Below are 17,632 nucleotides of genomic sequence, written 5' to 3'. Positions count from 1 at the left end.
GTAACTTAGCTGAAAAGCATTGAATTGCGGCGCTCGAAAACTCATGATAAATAAAAATTTATTCAATTTCTAATGGATACAAAATAATGAAAAAAATAATTGGACTCAGTGCAATCGCTTTTGCAGTGTTAGCTGGTTGTTCTTCTACTTCTACCACAACGCCTCCTGCAGCTAATACTAACCTTATTCCTGACTCGTTAGTTATCAGCCCAAACGACACCCGTGAGTACAAAACATTAAAACTAGATAACGAAATTGATGTAATTTTAATTTCAGATCCTAGTGCTGAAAAATCAGCTGCTGCTTTGAGTGTAGGCGTTGGTTTATTACACGATCCTATGTCGCAACAGGGCATGGCGCACTACCTAGAGCATATGCTGTTTCTTGGTACAGACCGCTACCCAGACACTAAAGGTTACAGTGATTTCATGACCAAAAATGGTGGCGCACATAACGCTTACACCTGGTTAGATATCACAAACTACATGTTCAAAGTGAACAATGATGCCTACGACGAAGCACTTGACCGCTTTGCAGACTTTTTTAAATCGCCAAAGCTTTACCCTGAATACACAGACAAAGAAAAAAATGCGGTAAACGCAGAGTGGTCAATGCGTCGTGAAATGGACTTTTTTGGCCAATTTAAACTAGCGCGTCAAATGATGGGCTCACACCCTGCAAACCGTTTCTTAATTGGTAACCTAGAAACTTTAGGGGACAAAGAAGGCAGCAATCTGCATAAAGAAACCGTTGCTTTCTATAACAAATATTATTCATCGAACATTATGAAAGTGGCGATGATCTCAAATCGTCCTCTGGCTGAAATGGAAGCAAAAGCTAAACAGTATTTTGCTGATATTGAAAATAAAAAAATCGAAAAACCAACGGTGACTGATAAGTTAGACTTTTCTGTTGCTGGCGGAAAGCGTGTTTACTACTCACCAAATGAAGATGTAAAACAACTACAGTTAGAGTTCACAATTGCTGATAACAGTTCACAGTTTGCGGTTAAACCAAATCGTTTTGTTTCATACCTTTTAAGTAACGAAATGCAAGGTAGTCCTGCGCAAATCTTGCGTGATAAAGGCTGGGTGTCACGTTTATCTGCTTCTGATGCTCCAACACAATATGGTAACTACGGCAGCTTAACGGTTAATATTGAATTGACTGATGCTGGCATGCAAAACCGCGAAGAAATTGTCGCTATGGTTATGCAGTACATTGCGCTTATTAAAGAGCAGGGTGTTGATAGTAAATACTTTAATGAAATTCGTACATCGTTAAACAATGAATTTCAATTCCTTGAAAAAGGTGATGAGTTTGGTTATGTAAGTAACTTAACTGATAGTATGCAAAAGTTCCCTGTGAACAACGCAATTAATGCACCTTATTATTATGCTAAGTTTGATGCAGACGCGGTGCAAAATGTGCTTTCACAATTAAACGAAGATACACTACGTATTTGGTATATTTCAAAGCAAGAAGAAACAGATTCACAGCTACATTTTTACGATGGTAAATATCGTATAGAAGACATCAGCGAAGCAGAAGTTGCAAGTTGGAGCAAACCGAGCGAATACGCTTTAGCATTGCCAACAGTTAACCGCTTATTACCTGAAAGCTTTGCAATTAAAACAGCTGAGTTTAAACAACAGGCGCACCCTGAACTAGTATTTGATAAGCAGGGTGTAAAAGTTTGGCGTCAAGCAAGTCAGCAGTTTGCTGAACAGCCAAAAGGCCTTGTTGAAGTTTACATTAATACGCCGGATGCCCTTGTGAATGTAAAATCACAAGTTCTTTACTCAATTTGGGCTGATCTTTATAACTTACAACAAAGCAAACTAAGCACAGAAGCAGCTGTTGCTGGTATGAGTTTAGGGCTACAGCCAAGTAACGGCCTTGTGTTATCGCTAAGTGGTTTCACTGATAAACAAGATGTTCTTTTAGCTCAGGCCCTTGAAAATCTAACGTTAGATGTGTCTGAAGAAGGTTTTGCCCAAGCAATCGATCGTTTTAAGCGTGATTTACTCAATCAACAAAAGCAGTTCCCATTCTATCAAGCATTCGGTGAGTACTCTAAGCTTACACGTAGTGGTAAATTTGACACCGAAACCTTGATTGCAGCGGCAGATACACTAACCCTTGCTGATTTCGCGGCTATTAAACAATCTACACTTGCTGCCAATGATCTACGCGTATTCACTTTTGGTAACTATAACCAAAACGATGTTGAATCTATTGCGAGTAAGCTAACCGCTATACTACCTAAAGGTCATCAAGCGACTGAGTTTGCCAGAAGCAAAGCCTGGTTACCTCAGCCTGGTGAACGTATTGTACTGCAAAAAGATATTGATGTAGCGGATGTAGCAATTATTGATATGGTTGTTCACCCAACCCCAGGTTATAAGCAAAAAGCACAGGCACAAATTTTACAAAGCCACTTTAGAACCGTAGCGTTTGATAAGTTACGTACAGAAGAGCAGTTAGCTTATGCGGTTGGTGCACTAGCACGTCCTATCGAAGACTACTCTGCTTTGGGTCTTTATATTCAAACACCGGTTAAAGGTCCTAAAGAAATGCAAGCGCGTTTTGATGAGTTCAAAAAGCAATACGCTGTTGAGCTTGATAACATGAAAGAAGAAACATTTGCACAGCTTAAAAATGCAACGCTTGTGTCTTTAAAAGAGCAACCTAAGAATTTAAGTGATGAAATGTCACCGCTTATTTCTGATTGGTACCGTGAAAACTTTAACTTCGATTCTAAAGAAAAACTTATCGCAGAAGTTGAAAAAGTAACCTTGGCTGATCTTAAAGATTACTACAAGAAAACCATGCTCAATAGTGAAGCTGCACGTTTAAATATTCAAATGCGTGGTAGTAAGTTTGCAGATAAGCCATTTGCTGATCTGAAAGACCAAACAAAAGTTGAAAACTTAGAGGGTTATTACAAAGGCATTAAATTCCAAAAGTAACCTAATAGTTGATAAACAAAAGCCCAAGCAATTGCTTGGGCTTTTTAATTTATGCGATAATCAAAAATCCTATAAATGCAGCTGTTGCAGCAAGTAAGGTATAAGGCAGTTGCGTGATAGCATGGCTGACTAAATCACACCCTGAGCCTTGTGCAGCAAGTACCGTGGAGTCAGAATAAAAGCAGGCTTGACTACCAAACGATGACGCCGACAACAAAGCACCAATCACTAAAGGAATATTGGCATCAATTGCGTAAGCCAGTGGCATTACTATAGGAATCGTTACTGCGAAAATACCCCAGCTTGAACCCGTTGCAAAAGCAAGGACTGCCATTGCTAAAAACACCACGGCAGGTAAGTACTGTGCTGTCATATAAGGGCTTAATGTATTAATGACATATTGCGGAAGCATTAATTGGTCACACACATCTTTAAATATAAATGCAGCAACCACAGTCCCAATAGCGGGGATCATACTTTTAAAACCATCGAGCATACGCTCAACGAGTTCTGACAATGTCATTAACTTTTGTAACATGTAAAAAGGTAAAACAACGGCAAAGGTTGCAAGCAACCCTTTATATACGTCAATGTCAAAGTAAACAGTAAACGCAACAAGTAAAACTATCGGCACTAAAAAGTTATAGAGTTTGCCGTTTGATGCTGCTGTTTCAAAGTTTTCTTCCGCTGCTTTCACTGCGTATTCATCTGCTGTTTGAATATCTGTGTATTGGCTATTCGAGATTTCGATTTGATTATTCATGGCACGTAGTTGTGCTTTTTTCATCAGACCAAAAGCAGGGATCACATTTAAGCTAACCAGTAATACCACAATGACTGCAAACCAAGCGTATAACATATAAGGGATTGCTTGAATGTAGACGGCAATACCTTGGCCTTCTGGTGCAACATTATTATCAACTAACAAGCCGCCAAAAAAAACGGCCCATGTAGAGAGTGGTACAAGCACACAGATAGGCGCAGCAGTTGAGTCAACAACATAAGCGAGCATTTCACGGCTAATTTTAAACTTATCGGTGATACGCTTCATGGTTTCACCGACGGTTAATGCATTTAAGTAATCATCAATAAAAATAATCACACCTAGCACAAAGGTCATCACCAACGATGAGCGCTGGCCTTTTGCAAATTTTAACGCTAATTCGGCGAAGGCACTTGCACCTCCGGTTCTCACTAATAAAGCGATTAATGCACCAAACCCACCACAGACTAAAATTAGCCAAGCAATGGTTTCGTCTTGCATTACTTTTAATGAAATATCAGCAAAATTGGCTAACACAGCGGTTGGGCCTAGCATGGCTAAACCAAACAAAGATCCAATTAGTAAAGATAAAATAGGGCGGCGTAAAAATACGGCCAAAACCACCACCAATACTGGCGGCAGTAAACTTAACGCAGAAGGTTCTTGCATTATATTTTTCACAAAGTTAAGCAATGCGAGATTGCTTACAGAAATCAGAAGTCTATCGACTCAAGTAACTGCTTTACGCGAACACACTTTTATGGACCCATTAGGGAAAGTGCCTGCGTTGGCTGGCGCCAGACAGTATAGAGGGTATACTGCTTTTGTTTTGCCCAAAACATCGCAAGAAAAATAATCCTGAATATTAATTTAGTCAATAACAATTTTTATTGCGATGATAATTATTTTACACTCATCAATAACGTCACTTTTTATTAAATGAGCAAAGGGATTATGGCATTTTCAGATACTTACAGACTCAGTAGCCATGCGGTTATCACCAACAACCAAGGGCAAGTGTTATTACTAAAAGCTGATTACGGTCAAAAAAGTTGGGGGTTACCTGGCGGCGCTTTAGATAAAGGTGAAACCATTCATCAAGCGTTACTTCGCGAATGCCAAGAAGAACTTAATTGTGACGTAGAAATAGCTTATTTAAGTGGTGTTTATTATCACACAGCGTTTAACTCTCATGCGTTTATTTTTCGTGCTCATATGGCTGAGGACGCTGAGATAATGTTGAGCGATGAGCACACAGAGTTCGGCTACTTCGATATAGACGAGTTATCTAAAGTACAAAAAGAGCGTGTTCTTGACTGCCTTAATTTTAGCAATGATGTCGTTAGTAAGGTGTTTTAATAAATGTTAGATATATATTTACGTGCCGGGCAGCCTGATGATGCGACTTTTATCGTTGAGCTTTTAAACCAAGCAACATTTTTAGAGCACATTGGTAATAAAAATATTAATACGCCCGTACAAGCTGAGCATTATATTCAACAAACGTTTATAAATAGCCACCAGCAATTGGGCTTTGGCAGTTATATTGTTTGTTTAGCTGATGATACACCGGTTGGAATGGTGGGGCTCTTTCAGCGCGATGCGTTAGCTATCCCCGATTTAGGATTTGCATTGTTAGCTAAATATGAAGGCAAGGGTATTATTACAGCTGCTGCTCGGTTATTGATGGCAAAAAAACACGTATTAGAGCTTGGTGTGCTTGCTGCAATAACCTCGCAAACAAATATTGGTTCACAGAAGGTGTTACAGAAACTTGGTTTTGAGTTTATAGGCGATGTCATCATTAATGATGACAATCAGCCTCTAAAACTCTTATTAAAGAGCAAGCTTTGATACTTCGTTTGCAACCTGTTTGTTGACCTTTAGCCACGTTGACTCAAGTGTTGCGACAAGCCCTTCGTAATCACTGTCTTGAAGTGGTGTAAGCTCATTAAAATAATTGACCGCCTTTAACTTTCGGCCAGATTCAGGGTTTGTATAGTACAAACGCCAAAGCCCGGCAATGTTGGCATTGCCTTGTTCATCGCCGTTGAAGTGATGTAGCTCATACTCTAATTCATAAAAGCTTTGCTGATCTAAATCGGTGATCACTGGCAAGCCTTTTATTACCATCCAATTATCAAGGTCAGTGTAAAGCTGTTGATGGGCACTGGCGGTTAACATTAAATCAGGTGATTCGCTCCATAAATGGTAGTTAGCAGCATTGACTCGGTTGTTGTCGAGAACCATAGCAATGCCACGATTATTAAGCGCACCACGTAGCTGTACGGTGTTAATTCTGAGCTGAGCTTGCGTATTTTCTGCTAAGCGTTGCATCGCAGTAATTGGCTGCGAAAATTGATAATACTCAATGGTCGAGAATGACGTTTGACTGCAGGCCGAAAGTAACAGCACTGATGCCACTGAAGCACAGAGTTTATAGTTCATTATTGTTTCCTCGGCGTTGGGTCTGCTGGTAGCTCTTTATCAAAGATCAACATATTAGGTTGTTGGTTTAAACCTCGTGTGAATGGCTGTAGCTCTTCACTTAAACGTTTAAATTCAGATAAAGTCGTTTGCAACTGCTGGTGGAATGTTGAACCTTGCTCATAACTTGCCATGGTTTTTTCAAATTGTTTCATGGTTTTATCGAACTGTTGCATGCTCTTAGTCATTTCTGCAAAGTTGCGATTAATATCACCCGGTAAGTCTTGTGTATCTTGCTTATTTAGTAACTCTCTCATGTCATGAGCAAGCGCTTGGTACTCGGCAAAGGTGGTCTGCATTTGTGCCAAGCTATCTTCAATTTTAAGGTTATTTACTTTATTTAATACATCAGAGACTTGGTCGGCTATGACTGTAATACCGCTTGATACACTCGGGAATACAGTGTACTCGGCTATTGTCTTTAATTCGGCAGGCTCTGCATTATCGTAAATATCTAAGTCAACGTACACGGCGCCAGTGAGTAAGTTACCCGGCTTTAAAGAAGCACGAAGACCATTTTTGATCCAACCATCTAAACTCGAGTACCAAAACTCGCGTGCTGCTGCACTGTCGTGGTAAAGGCGCCCATATTCAATTTTTATCAGCGCAGGTACTGCGGTATTATCGGTTCTAAAGTGTGCGGGCTTACCATCTATTATGACACTTGCAGGTGCTTCAACCACACTACCGATACGCATACCTCGGTATTCTACAGGAGCGCCAGCGCGTAAGCCGCGAATTGATTGCTCAAAGTCGATTAAGTAGTAGTCAAAATCGTAAAAGCGTTCTTCTAAGGCGGCTTTGTAGCTATTACTTAAAGAAAAGCTATGGCCGTTACTGGCAACTTCACCGGGCGCTTGTTGCTCAGGAATACCAACAGAAATACCGCCTTTGAGCAATTTACTTAAGGAGCCTGTATTAACATTAATACCATCTGCAGAGAGGTCTATTTCGATGCCTGAGTTTACCCAGAAAATAGAGTTTAAGGTGATCAAGTTTTGGTATGGCTCATTGATAAAAATGCCATATTTCATCGCTTGATTCTTCCAATCAAAGGTGGCGGTTTCTATTTGGCCAATTTTGTAATCTTTAAAGTAAATACCGGTACTCACATCAAGCACTTCTGCGTTATAACTTAATAGGGTGAAGCGCCCACCTTTTACATCTTTACCAATTAGAGCCGGTTCATCTTGTAGCTCAAATCTTTCGGCCAGCTTTTTACTTTCACCCGGTGCAAATTCTAAATACACACCAGAGAGTAGGGTACTCATGCCGCTTATGCCGGTATCGTCAATCCGTGGTTTTACAACCCAAATTTTCGCATCATCTGTGAGTAAATCGTCGTAATGTTTATCGATTTGCGCCCGTGCGATAACGCTATTTTGTTTATCTGATAAACGAACATGGTCGATTTGGCCAATTTTCACGCTACGTACTTTTATTTCTGTTTTACCGGCTACAATACCTTCTGCATGAGGCATTTTGATGAAGATGGTGGTGCCTTTATTTGCTTGATACTGGTACAACATCCATGCGCCGATTAATAAGGCAATAACTGGAATGATCCAGATTGACGATATATTTGGCGCTGTTTTTATTTTAGCGGTTTCGCTCATGCCAAGGTCTCTTGTTTCGCAGTACTTAAGTTATCTGGGTTATCCCACAATAAACGGGGATCAAACGCATGGGCTGCCAACATTTGGCAAATAACCATGGTTGTAAAAAATATTGTGCCAATGCCAGGTGTTACTGACATTAAGTTTCCTAGTTGTACTAAGGCTACTAGAATCGCCACAACAAATACATCGATCATTGACCATTTACCAATAAATTCAGTCAATTGGTAGATACGTGTATAGCTTTTAGTTTGTCTGTTTGCTGGCCTCATCACCATAAAGCATAAAAAACTTAATATTAGCGCTTTGGCAAGGGGTACAACCACACTCGCTAAAAAGATGATCATTGCGATAGGGTATGAGCCACTATTCCATAAAATCATTACGCCACCAATAATGGTCGATGGAGTTTCATCGCCAAGGCTTGTGGTGTACATAATAGGATAGACATTAGCAGGAATATAACAGGCCACTGAGGTTAATAACCATGCTGCGGCTTTTTGCACACTAAAAGGGTTACGACTGTAAGTTTTAGAGTCGCAGCGTGAACAGATTTCGGTCGTACACAGTTGTCCACAAACATGACATGCTCTTAATCCTTGATCAATAGCACGCGTATTTGGCTGTGTTTGCTCTATATATTCTGGTTCTTTTAATTGTTGCCATAAGGTGTGCTTATTTAATTTTGCTGTGGCTGCCACATAACAGATAACAAAAGCGCTATAGGCCCAAAAGCTTACACCAAATTCAATATCGGCCATCGACATGATTTTAACCATACTGACCATCACACCAATTAAAAAAATCTCAGACATGATCCAAGGCTCTAACGCAAAGGTGATTTTTAACAGTCTTTTTCCCCATTGATACGGCAGCGCTTTTAGTAAGCCTAAATGCAGAGGAATTATAAGTACTAATAAAAGTAGTGGCAGACCAATAATACTGGTGTCGATGAACAAACCTAAAAAGTCGTTGTCGTAATTAAAGAGAATACGTGCGGCATCGGGTAAGGTGATTGTTTGGGTAATACCACTACTGGTAAAAGACAGAAATGGGTAAAACATACTACTCAGTAGCATAACAATAGCACTTAAACTTAGTGCGACCACCATACTATCTTGGTTAGCTTGCGATGCCGAAAGCTTTGTATTGCAATGAGGGCATATTGCCACTTGTTTTGCACTTAAGTGTGGGATCTCAATGACAAGATCGCAGCTAGGACAGGCTGTTTGCAAACTTAGGGTCTCTTAAACAAGAACTTAGTTAAGTTTGCATCAAATAGTGTATAAATTCAAATGCACCTTTGTTTAATATAAGCTAATATTTGTACAAAGCGGTTGCGCTTTTTAATACATTTAATTCTTTAAGGTGAGCAGTGAAGCAATTATTTATCCTTTTAATGTTGTTTGTTAGTGTTAAAGGTGAGTGTTTATCTGAGCCAAATACGCAAAAGCCTATAGTTGTTGCTGCAAGCGCCTCTTTGCCTCCTTACGTCATTCAAGACACTAACAGCGGTATTCAACTCGAAATATTGAAAGCTGCTTTTAAATCGCAAGGCATATCTAATATCGATATCCATTACATGTCTAATAAGCGTGCTGAGCAGCAGCTTATGCAGGGCAAAGTAGATATTGCATTAAATTTTCCACCCGTACTCACGCCGCATGTTTATAAAAGTGACGAGCTACTGAGCTACCAAAATGTGGCGGTTAGCCTTGCCAATAAAGAGCTGAAAATTAATAGTATTTACGATTTAGCAGGTAAAAGCGTGCTTGCCTTTCAAAATGCGACGAATTTCATTGAAGCACCTTTTAAATCGGTTACCAATATTTTGCGTTCTTACGAAGAAGTAGTTAACCAAGAAGCACAAGTTGATCACCTTATGAAAGGCTGGGTCGATGTAATTATCCTAGAGCGCCGAGTGTTTTTATATTATTTAGAAAAATATAAACAAAGCGCTGAGGTAAAACCTTTTATTGTGCATGCAATCTTTAAAGAAGCACCAAGACCTGCGTTTTTTTACAGTAAAACTTTAAAAAACACCTTTAATTTGGGTCTTGGTGAGATCATAGAATCAGGCGAATACCAAGCAATTATTCGCCTTGATGGTACTGAGTACGCGCAACTTTCAGAGCCCGAGTTACGCGAATAACGCGACGGTTTGACGGCTTAGCGCAATTAGCTTACCGTCTTCACTCCAAATGCAGCCATCTTCTAGCCCATAGCCATCCTTACTATGGTGTGTAACCGCTTCGTAGCCAATCCAAGCATCATGGGCAATTGCAGGCTCTTCTACAAATTCTATGTACCACGACATACTACTTGCTGGTGCAGGTTGCTTATACATTTGTAATAAGGTTGGTGGCCATGCATCTGTTAGGGCGATGATATGGGCTTCAGTCATTTGCTCTGGCACATGTTTGAATTTCATCCAGCCACCTAAATGTGAGGTATCTGCTCCAGAGAAAGGCATATTGCCGTCTTGTAAACACAATGCCACATGTTGGAAAAATGCCGGCATCACGCCTTCCTTATAAGGTAGAGTGAAACGCTCATCAACCGGTTTTAGCTGCATGGTCTTAGTGACATCTACACGAACATCGGACTGTCTCTGTGCACCAAAGCAGGCTTGTGTAATAACACAAACATCGCCATTTTGAATCACTTTTGCTAGTACCTGCGCACTGTTTTTGCCTTCACGTAAGACTTCAACGTCGATTGAAAAATCATTGTCAGCGATTAACGGGCCAACAAAGTTTGTGCTTAAAGATAGTAAGCGGCGAGAGCTATCGATATGCTGAAGTATTGCTTGATATAATAACGCCGCAGATAATCCACCAAACGCTGTGCGACCTTGGCACCAGTTTTCTGGGAACTGCATTACTTTTGTTTTGTCTTTGCCTAGTTCAGCTGCCATGGCGAGTAATTGTTCAAAATGCATAACTTTCCTTAACATTTATTGTTATGGTGTTTGTTATAGCATAGCCAAAGTCATCAGACCAGTTTGTTTATCCTGCAAGCAGGCTGAGAAAACACCGCTTTTTGTGGAAAAAACGGCCATTTCGAAAATATTTCAAAAAAAAGTAATTTTTTTTCATTTTTACAGTTGAATTCAGTTTCCTGCACCCCTATCTACTAGTCATCGAACGTTTTAACGAATTTTGAAGTTGGAGAAGATTCATGGGTAGAATTATTGGAATCGATTTAGGTACTACTAACTCTTGTGTAGCAGTACTAGACGGTGATAAAGCACGCGTTATCGAAAACGCGGAAGGCGATCGCACAACACCATCGATCATTGCATATACGCAAGACGGTGAAACATTAGTTGGTCAACCTGCAAAACGCCAAGCAGTAACTAACCCAACTAACACATTATTTGCAATCAAGCGTCTAATTGGTCGTCGTTTTGAAGACGAAGAAGTACAACGCGATATCGGTATCATGCCTTTTAAAATTGTAAAAGCTGATAACGGTGATGCATGGGTTGAAGCACGTGGCGAGAAACGTGCTGCACCACAAATTTCAGCAGAAGTGCTGAAAAAAATGAAGAAAACAGCAGAAGACTTCCTAGGTGAAGCGGTTACTGAAGCAGTAATCACAGTACCTGCATACTTCAATGACTCACAACGTCAAGCTACTAAAGATGCTGGTCGTATTGCAGGTCTTGAAGTTAAACGTATCATCAATGAGCCAACTGCCGCTGCACTTGCATACGGCATGGACAAAAATAAAGGTGAAAACGTTGTTGCTGTATATGACTTAGGTGGTGGTACTTTCGATATCTCTATCATCGAAATCGATGAAGTTGAAGGCGAGCACACGTTTGAAGTTCTAGCAACTAACGGTGACACTCACTTAGGTGGTGAAGACTTCGACAACCGTGTTATCAACTACTTAGTTGAAGAGTTTAAGAAAGATCAAGGTATCGACCTTAAAACTGATCCACTTGCAATGCAACGTGTTAAAGAAGCTGCTGAAAAAGCGAAGATTGAACTTTCTTCTGCACAGCAAACAGAAGTTAACTTACCGTACGTGACTGCTGACGCAACTGGTCCTAAGCACATGAACGTTAAAGTTACTCGTGCAAAACTTGAGTCACTTGTTGAAGACTTAGTAACTAAGTCAATCGAGCCACTTAAGCGCGCACTAGCTGATGCTGACTTATCAGTAAGCGACGTAAATGACATCATCCTTGTTGGTGGTCAAACACGTATGCCTTTAGTACAAAAAACAGTTGCTGAGTTCTTTGGTAAAGAGCCTCGTAAAGACGTTAATCCAGATGAAGCAGTTGCAGTAGGTGCAGCGATTCAAGGTGGTGTACTAGCTGGTGACGTTAAAGACGTACTACTACTTGACGTATCTCCGTTATCACTAGGTATCGAGACTATGGGTCAAGTAATGACAGCTCTAATTGAGAAAAACACGACGATTCCTACTAAGAAATCACAAGTTTTCTCAACAGCTGAAGACAACCAATCAGCGGTAACTATTCACGTACTACAAGGTGAGCGTAAGCGTGCAAGCGATAACAAATCACTAGGTCAATTTAACCTAGAAGGTATTCGCCCAGCACAACGTGGTACTCCACAAATCGAAGTAACATTCGACGTAGATGCGGACGGTATCTTACATGTATCTGCTAAAGATAAAGATACAGGTAAAGAGCAGAAGATCACAATCCAAGCTTCTTCAGGTCTAAGCGATGATGAAGTAGAAAAAATGGTTCGTGATGCTGAAGCGCACGCTGAAGAAGATAAGAAATTCGAAGAGCTAGTAGCGACTCGTAACCAAGCTGATGCAATGGTTCACGGTACACGTAAGCAAATCGAAGAAGCGGGTGATGCATTACCTGCAGAAGATAAAGAAGCAATCGAAGCTGCGCTTACAGAGCTAGAAGCGGCGATTAAAGGTGACAACAAAGAAGAGATTGAAGCGAAAACACAAGCTCTTGCCGAGAAGTCACAAAAGCTAATGGAAATTGCACAAGCTAAAGCACAGCAGCAACAAGGCGGTGCGGATGCAGGTGCTGAGCAATCTTCTGCAAAACAAGACGACGATGTTGTTGATGCAGAGTTCGAAGAAGTGAAAGACGACAAGTAATTGCTTGTTTCGCTTCTGCCTAACGTAATAATGGCTGCTTTGTTTAGCCAATTAAGTTAGGATGAAATGATTGAGGCGCGCCAGCGATTTCGCTTGACGCGCCTTTTGCATGTATATAAATGGTAAATTGATAAGTTGCTAATCTTCTTAAATGGTCATGACCATTATACGATTTGTATCAGTCGATTTACCTTACGCAGTGTAGCTGCAGTAAAAAGAGTAGTGTGATAGATATGTCAAAAAGCGATTATTATGAAGTTCTCGGCGTGAGCAAAGATGCCAGCGAACGAGACATAAAAAAAGCGTATAAGCGCTTAGCGATGAAATATCATCCAGACCGTACCGCAGGCGATAAAGACCTTGAAGCTAAATTTAAGGAAGTAAAAGATGCCTACGAAGTACTAACTGATCCGCAAAAGCGTCAAATGTATGATCAGTATGGCCATGCAGCCTTTGAACAAGGTGGTGGCGGTCATGGCGGTGGCTTCGGCGGCGGTCATGGTGATTTTGGTGATATTTTCGGTGATGTGTTTGGAGATATCTTTGGTGGTGGCGGTGGTCGTCGTCAATCGCGTCAACAACGTGGTTCGGACTTACGTTACAACATGGACTTAAGCCTTGAAGAGGCTGTTCGTGGTAAAGATGTCGAAATTAAAGTACCAACCTGGGTTAGCTGTAAGCCATGTGACGGTAGCGGTGCAAAAGCTGGTTCTAAACCAAAAACATGTACTACCTGTCATGGTGCAGGCCAAGTACAAATGCGCCAAGGTTTCTTCGCGGTTCAGCAAACGTGTCCTACGTGTCAGGGCACAGGTCAAATTATTTCTGATCCATGTGACAGCTGTCATGGTCAAGGTCGCGTAGAAAAAACTAAGACCTTATCAGTTAAGATCCCAGCGGGTGTTGATACAGGTGACCGTATTCGTCTATCGGGCGAAGGTGAAGCGGGCATGCATGGAGCACCAGCTGGTGATTTATACGTTCAAGTTTCTGTACGTGAACATCCGATTTTCCAACGTGATGGTAATAACCTGTATTGTGAAGTGCCTATTGGCTTTACAACAGCAGCACTGGGCGGTGAAATTGAAGTTCCGACACTGGATGGCCGTGCAAAACTGAAGATCCCATCAGAAAGCCAAACGGGCAAGATGTTCCGTATGCGTGGTAAAGGCGTTAAGTCTGTACGTAGTGGCGCTCAAGGTGACTTGATCTGTAAAGTGGTTATTGAAACGCCGGTTAACCTTAATGATCGTCAACGTGAATTGCTTGAAGAACTTGAGCAAAGCATGGGAAAAGATGGCTCTAAAAACCGTCCAAAAGAAAAAGGTTTCTTTGACGGTGTGAAGAAATTCTTCGATGACCTAACTAAGTAACTCTAGTTAAGCAACTTTAGTTAGAGAGTAAAAAAGGCGCTAATAAGCTGTCTCTTATACACAAATCCCTGCTAAGAAATTAGCGGGGATTTTTTTGAACTAAATTTCAACATCATGATCAGATCTTCAAATCTTGTTTGGAGGCACATTATGATTAACGACCATACTCATTGGGCAACACAACAATTCGGTAAATCGGACTTAGGTGATCCCAGAAGAACAGCCCGTCTGGTAAAGTTAGCGTCAACTCTTGCAAAATTGCAACTAAAGTTCGCCAATGCGCTACCAGACTCGCCAAGTTGTGAACAACTGTTATCTCCCAAAGCATGGAAGCTATTATGGTTAAAGAGAATAAAAACCCCCTTGCCTGAAACCACCCCAAATATGTCATGGGCATATGAAGAGCTGGCAAAGCTAGGAGGCTGGAAAGATACCAAGCGCACAGGGTGTGCATCGGTCAGCGTGTTATGGCAAGGATGGCTTAAACTACAAGCCATCCTAGAAGGCTACGATTTAGCTAAATCTCTTGAGTCAGACTTGTGATCAAGAGACAGCTGATAAGCGCCTTTTTTATGCTTAAACTTTGGCTTATACCAATCTACAATAATACTTAATCATTTTTAGGGATTAAACCTGTCGCTACCTGCGTTAAAAATTTCTGATTTACGACTGCTTGGATGCAGGAGCAATTGCCGAGCACAACTAAATAACGAAATTTTTGCCCTGTTATCAACGAAGTTTTATTGCCTAAAAATAGACCACTTTATTAAGCGATGTCTGTATTTTCATTTTTAGTTCAGCACAACGTAGTAGTCGGTATCAGCAAGGCAACGACATAAAGTCACATCCTCTGAAAATGTAGTGTTTTGTATTCGGCCTTTTTCTAAGCCAAGCGTATGGCATTTGCTCTGACAATCCATGTAAGCATTCCATGCTAGGTATTCGTTGCACACAAAATTCACTGCATACAATAGGGTGAGTATGATAAATAACTGTTTGGCTAGATAGAGCCCTGTGTGTCTAGACATGCTTGATACCCTGCCCAGGATTCATTACTTTAGTGTAGTCGAATTAGGCCTATTTAGTGTGTTTTGTAGCGGTTTTTCTATTGCCTTATATTCCTTGTTCACGGTATGTTTCATAAAGTGACTGCTAATTAATTAGTTATAGGAAAATCAATGACGCCGGCTATAAACTTACTGAAGAAGAAAGGTATTAGCTTTGATGTGCTCAGCTATCAGCATGAGCCTTCGCAACAACAGTTTGGTCTTGAAGCGGTTGAAAAGCTAGAGTTACCTGCTGAGCAAGTATTTAAAACCTTAGTACTTGAAGATGCTGACCACCAGCTTTTGGTTGCTATTGTGCCAGTTAGCCAACAAGTTAACCTGAAAATGCTGGCAAAGGCGGCAAAGGTTAAAAAAGTACAGATGGCTCCACAACAAAAAGTCGAAAATACCACAGGTTATATTTTAGGTGGGGTTAGCCCGCTAGGTCAGAAAAAGCGCCTTAATACCTATGTGCATCAATCTGCAGATAGCTTTGATGTGATGTATGTTTCAGCTGGTAAGCGAGGCCTTGAGATTGCTTTGGCACCTAAGGATTTATGCAGTTTATTGAATGCTAAGCTAGCAGACTTTTAGCAATGTATTTTTGGTAGGTTATGCCAGCGGGTTGTGTAATGAGGTGATAAGTACGCGCGCTTCATATGCCAACGGGTCGTTGGAGTTTCGCTGGCTATGGCAAGGGTACCCACGCCATAACGGCTGTTAATGCTATCAAGACACTTCATCAGTTTAGGGTTATCGATAGGCGTTTGAAACAAATCAGGCTGCTGCAACATTTGGCTTGATAACTCAAGAGCACCGATACCACATTTATAAAATCGTACCCCAGGTTTATAGAGATGATCAAATACCTCGCTAATAGCATTGGCGAACACACAGCTATCGGCGGTGGCGACACTAAACTCATAAATATAGGACTTTTTATAATACCCATCTTGGTGAGGAGAGCTGGCCACAAACATTAATAAGCGTTGAGTTTGTGAGCCTTGCGCACGTAGTTTTCTTGCCACAATCACACAATGATTGATCAGTGCTGTTTTCAGCGCTGTGGCGTCAGTGATACGCTCCCCAAAGCTACGAGTCGAAAAAATCTCTTTTTTGTCTTGGCGTACTTCATCCCAGTCTAAACAGCTTTTACCACGTAACTCGTTCACTGTACGCTCTAAAACAATACTAAACAGGCGCTTTATTTTTCGTGGTTCTTGTTCGGCTAAATCAAAGGCTGTATTAATATTCATTGCTTTGAGTTTTTTAGCTAAGCGTCGACCAACGCCCCAAACATCTTGTACGTCCATGGCTTTTAAAATGGCTACCCGTGAAGCTTCTGAGTCAATCACTGCAACGCCATCAAAGCCGGGGAGTTTTTTCGCTGCATGATTGGCGGCTTTGGCTAGGGTTGCTGTTGGGCCAAATCCAACACCGACAGGTAGCTTTGTTTCGCGCCATACGGTACGGCGAATATCATGGCCATAGCGATGCCAATCATGGATAAGTTTTTTGAAACCAGTAAAGTTTAAAAATGATTCATCAATAGAGTATATGTGCTGATTATCGCAAAAGCGGCCAATCACGTTCATCATCCGCTCGCTTAAATCCGCATACAGCTCATAGTTAGATGAGCGGATCACCACTTGGTTATCTTCGAGTATTTTCTTTACTTGAAAATAGGGCTGAAATTTTGGAATAGCCAGCTTTCGTGCAATAGGGCACACGGCACAAATACAGCCATCGTTGTTAGTAAGAACCACGACCGGTTTACTACGAATAGCTGGGTCAAATACTTTTTCGGCGCTGGCATAAAAGGCCACCGCATCGACTAAGGCGTACATGCTAATAGCTCTTTACTACTGCGATGTAAGCGAATTGAGCGAGTGACCACGCCTTCTAATTGAAATTCATCCGATTGGCGTAGTTGCACTGCAGGGTATTTAGGCGAGGCTGATAATAGCTGGGCATTGTGTTTATCTAATAGCTTACAAACAAATAAACCATTTAGATTCGCGACAATGACATCGCCATTTTTAACATCTTCGGCGCGATCAACCAGTAATAAGTCACCATCAAAAATCCCCACACCTTGCATTGATTCGCCAGAGGCAATACCAATAAATGTTGCATCAGGGTGTTTAATCAATAGCTGATCTAAGGATAAGCCTAGCTCTTTGTATTGTGCTGCCGGTGATTCAAAACCACATACGCCAGCTTCGATATAAATAGGAATAACACGCATAACAAAACCACTATACTGTACGTT

General features: G+C 41.1%; 17 protein-coding genes. 9 read left to right on the top strand and 8 right to left on the bottom strand.

The annotated features are described in order from the left end of the window. The first annotated feature begins 86 nt into the window (after nucleotides 1-86). Entirely contained in the window at nucleotides 87-2,972 is a 2,886-nt protein-coding gene (locus ABMY41_RS04275; protein ID WP_349274204.1) for an insulinase family protein, read from the top strand. Nucleotides 2,973-3,021: 49 nt separating this feature from the next. On the opposite strand, the gene ABMY41_RS04270 is transcribed toward ABMY41_RS04275, so the two are convergent. Then, a complete protein-coding gene (locus ABMY41_RS04270; RefSeq protein WP_349274203.1) occupies nucleotides 3,022-4,404 on the bottom strand; it encodes a Na+/H+ antiporter NhaC family protein in 1,383 nt (460 codons plus the stop codon). Here ABMY41_RS04270 and ABMY41_RS04265 point away from each other — a divergent pair. From ABMY41_RS04265 to ABMY41_RS04255, 3 genes are all read left to right on the top strand, one after another. Further along, entirely contained in the window at nucleotides 4,289-4,591 is a 303-nt protein-coding gene (locus tag ABMY41_RS04265; protein WP_349274235.1) for a hypothetical protein, read from the top strand. The genes ABMY41_RS04270 and ABMY41_RS04265 overlap by 116 nt on opposite strands. Nucleotides 4,592-4,689: 98 nt before the next feature. After that, a complete protein-coding gene (locus tag ABMY41_RS04260; RefSeq protein WP_252950203.1) occupies nucleotides 4,690-5,094 on the top strand; it encodes an NUDIX domain-containing protein in 405 nt (134 codons plus the stop codon). 3 nt (nucleotides 5,095-5,097) lie between these two features. Continuing rightward, nucleotides 5,098-5,589, top strand: coding sequence for a GNAT family N-acetyltransferase (locus ABMY41_RS04255; RefSeq protein ID WP_175080620.1), 492 nt, complete (start codon nucleotides 5,098-5,100; stop codon nucleotides 5,587-5,589). Here ABMY41_RS04255 and ABMY41_RS04250 read toward each other — a convergent pair. From ABMY41_RS04250 to ABMY41_RS04240, 3 genes are read right to left on the bottom strand one after another with little or no spacing between them, the layout of a single operon-like run. Further along, nucleotides 5,572-6,183 (bottom strand): PqiC family protein, encoded by a 612-nt coding sequence (locus ABMY41_RS04250; RefSeq protein ID WP_130167506.1) that lies wholly within the window; start codon nucleotides 6,181-6,183, stop codon nucleotides 5,572-5,574. The genes ABMY41_RS04255 and ABMY41_RS04250 overlap by 18 nt on opposite strands. Further along, the gene (pqiB, locus tag ABMY41_RS04245; protein ID WP_349274200.1) at nucleotides 6,183-7,838 is read right to left on the bottom strand and encodes an intermembrane transport protein PqiB; all 1,656 of its coding nucleotides are present in this window, start codon (nucleotides 7,836-7,838) and stop codon (nucleotides 6,183-6,185) included. The genes ABMY41_RS04250 and pqiB overlap by 1 nt, the downstream gene beginning before the upstream one ends. After that, nucleotides 7,835-9,073 (bottom strand): PqiA/YebS family transporter subunit, encoded by a 1,239-nt coding sequence (locus ABMY41_RS04240; protein WP_349274199.1) that lies wholly within the window; start codon nucleotides 9,071-9,073, stop codon nucleotides 7,835-7,837. Before ABMY41_RS04240 ends, pqiB begins: the two co-directional genes overlap by 4 nt. A 140-nt stretch (nucleotides 9,074-9,213) precedes the next feature. Here ABMY41_RS04240 and ABMY41_RS04235 point away from each other — a divergent pair, with 140 nt between their 5' ends. Further along, nucleotides 9,214-9,990 carry a transporter substrate-binding domain-containing protein gene (locus tag ABMY41_RS04235; protein WP_063703714.1) on the top strand — a complete coding sequence of 259 codons (777 nt, stop codon included), beginning with the start codon at nucleotides 9,214-9,216 and terminating at the stop codon, nucleotides 9,988-9,990. On the opposite strand, the gene ABMY41_RS04230 is transcribed toward ABMY41_RS04235, so the two are convergent. Continuing rightward, nucleotides 9,979-10,779, bottom strand: a complete 801-nt coding sequence (locus ABMY41_RS04230) for a thioesterase family protein (RefSeq protein ID WP_349274197.1) — start codon at nucleotides 10,777-10,779, stop codon at nucleotides 9,979-9,981. The genes ABMY41_RS04235 and ABMY41_RS04230 overlap by 12 nt on opposite strands. A 239-nt stretch (nucleotides 10,780-11,018) precedes the next feature. On the opposite strand from ABMY41_RS04230, the gene dnaK reads away from it, so the two are divergent. From dnaK to ABMY41_RS04215, 3 genes are all read left to right on the top strand, one after another. Further along, on the top strand, nucleotides 11,019-12,941 hold the full coding sequence (dnaK, locus tag ABMY41_RS04225) for a molecular chaperone DnaK (protein ID WP_055021216.1): 1,923 nt from the start codon (nucleotides 11,019-11,021) through the stop codon (nucleotides 12,939-12,941). A 233-nt stretch (nucleotides 12,942-13,174) separates the two neighbouring features. Beyond that, a complete protein-coding gene (gene dnaJ / locus ABMY41_RS04220) occupies nucleotides 13,175-14,314 on the top strand; it encodes a molecular chaperone DnaJ (RefSeq protein WP_054563084.1) in 1,140 nt (379 codons plus the stop codon). Nucleotides 14,315-14,428: 114 nt separating this feature from the next. Continuing rightward, the gene (locus ABMY41_RS04215; RefSeq protein WP_345894731.1) at nucleotides 14,429-14,857 is read left to right on the top strand and encodes a transposase DNA-binding-containing protein; all 429 of its coding nucleotides are present in this window, start codon (nucleotides 14,429-14,431) and stop codon (nucleotides 14,855-14,857) included. Nucleotides 14,858-15,105: 248 nt separating this feature from the next. Here the strand turns inward: ABMY41_RS04215 and ABMY41_RS04210 are convergent, their stop codons facing one another. After that, nucleotides 15,106-15,342 (bottom strand): hypothetical protein, encoded by a 237-nt coding sequence (locus ABMY41_RS04210; RefSeq protein WP_130167504.1) that lies wholly within the window; start codon nucleotides 15,340-15,342, stop codon nucleotides 15,106-15,108. A 150-nt stretch (nucleotides 15,343-15,492) separates the two neighbouring features. Between ABMY41_RS04210 and ybaK the strand changes: the two genes are divergently transcribed. Further along, nucleotides 15,493-15,954, top strand: coding sequence for a Cys-tRNA(Pro) deacylase (ybaK, locus tag ABMY41_RS04205; RefSeq protein ID WP_349274196.1), 462 nt, complete (start codon nucleotides 15,493-15,495; stop codon nucleotides 15,952-15,954). Here the strand turns inward: ybaK and ABMY41_RS04200 are convergent. Both ABMY41_RS04200 and umuD read right to left on the bottom strand, forming a co-directional pair. Next, nucleotides 15,951-17,207 carry a Y-family DNA polymerase gene (locus tag ABMY41_RS04200; RefSeq protein ID WP_349274195.1) on the bottom strand — a complete coding sequence of 419 codons (1,257 nt, stop codon included), beginning with the start codon at nucleotides 17,205-17,207 and terminating at the stop codon, nucleotides 15,951-15,953. The two genes, ybaK and ABMY41_RS04200, sit on opposite strands and share 4 nt — an antisense overlap. Further along, the gene (gene umuD / locus ABMY41_RS04195) at nucleotides 17,195-17,608 is read right to left on the bottom strand and encodes a translesion error-prone DNA polymerase V autoproteolytic subunit (protein ID WP_054552219.1); all 414 of its coding nucleotides are present in this window, start codon (nucleotides 17,606-17,608) and stop codon (nucleotides 17,195-17,197) included. The genes ABMY41_RS04200 and umuD overlap by 13 nt, the downstream gene beginning before the upstream one ends. Between the last annotated feature and the right edge of the window lie 24 nt (nucleotides 17,609-17,632).

Source organism: Pseudoalteromonas sp. BZA4 (genome assembly GCF_040104395.1).
Lineage (GTDB): Bacteria > Pseudomonadota > Gammaproteobacteria > Enterobacterales > Alteromonadaceae > Pseudoalteromonas.
The sequence above is the reverse complement of the archived record's forward strand: the minus strand, read 5'-3'. Positions and strand labels throughout refer to the sequence as shown.

Coding starts and splice junctions, on each gene's coding strand:
- ABMY41_RS04275 (WP_349274204.1), top strand. CDS start 87: ATGAAAAAAATAATTGGACTCAGTGCAATCGCTTTTGCAGTGTTAGCT.
- ABMY41_RS04265 (WP_349274235.1), top strand. CDS start 4,289: ATGGCTAAACCAAACAAAGATCCAATTAGTAAAGATAAAATAGGGCGG.
- ABMY41_RS04270 (WP_349274203.1), bottom strand. CDS start 4,404: ATGCAAGAACCTTCTGCGTTAAGTTTACTGCCGCCAGTATTGGTGGTG.
- ABMY41_RS04260 (WP_252950203.1), top strand. CDS start 4,690: ATGGCATTTTCAGATACTTACAGACTCAGTAGCCATGCGGTTATCACC.
- ABMY41_RS04255 (WP_175080620.1), top strand. CDS start 5,098: ATGTTAGATATATATTTACGTGCCGGGCAGCCTGATGATGCGACTTTT.
- ABMY41_RS04250 (WP_130167506.1), bottom strand. CDS start 6,183: ATGAACTATAAACTCTGTGCTTCAGTGGCATCAGTGCTGTTACTTTCG.
- pqiB (WP_349274200.1), bottom strand. CDS start 7,838: ATGAGCGAAACCGCTAAAATAAAAACAGCGCCAAATATATCGTCAATC.
- ABMY41_RS04230 (WP_349274197.1), bottom strand. CDS start 10,779: ATGCATTTTGAACAATTACTCGCCATGGCAGCTGAACTAGGCAAAGAC.
- dnaK (WP_055021216.1), top strand. CDS start 11,019: ATGGGTAGAATTATTGGAATCGATTTAGGTACTACTAACTCTTGTGTA.
- dnaJ (WP_054563084.1), top strand. CDS start 13,175: ATGTCAAAAAGCGATTATTATGAAGTTCTCGGCGTGAGCAAAGATGCC.
- ABMY41_RS04215 (WP_345894731.1), top strand. CDS start 14,429: ATGATCAGATCTTCAAATCTTGTTTGGAGGCACATTATGATTAACGAC.
- ABMY41_RS04210 (WP_130167504.1), bottom strand. CDS start 15,342: ATGTCTAGACACACAGGGCTCTATCTAGCCAAACAGTTATTTATCATA.
- ybaK (WP_349274196.1), top strand. CDS start 15,493: ATGACGCCGGCTATAAACTTACTGAAGAAGAAAGGTATTAGCTTTGAT.
- ABMY41_RS04200 (WP_349274195.1), bottom strand. CDS start 17,207: ATGTACGCCTTAGTCGATGCGGTGGCCTTTTATGCCAGCGCCGAAAAA.
- umuD (WP_054552219.1), bottom strand. CDS start 17,608: ATGCGTGTTATTCCTATTTATATCGAAGCTGGCGTATGTGGTTTTGAA.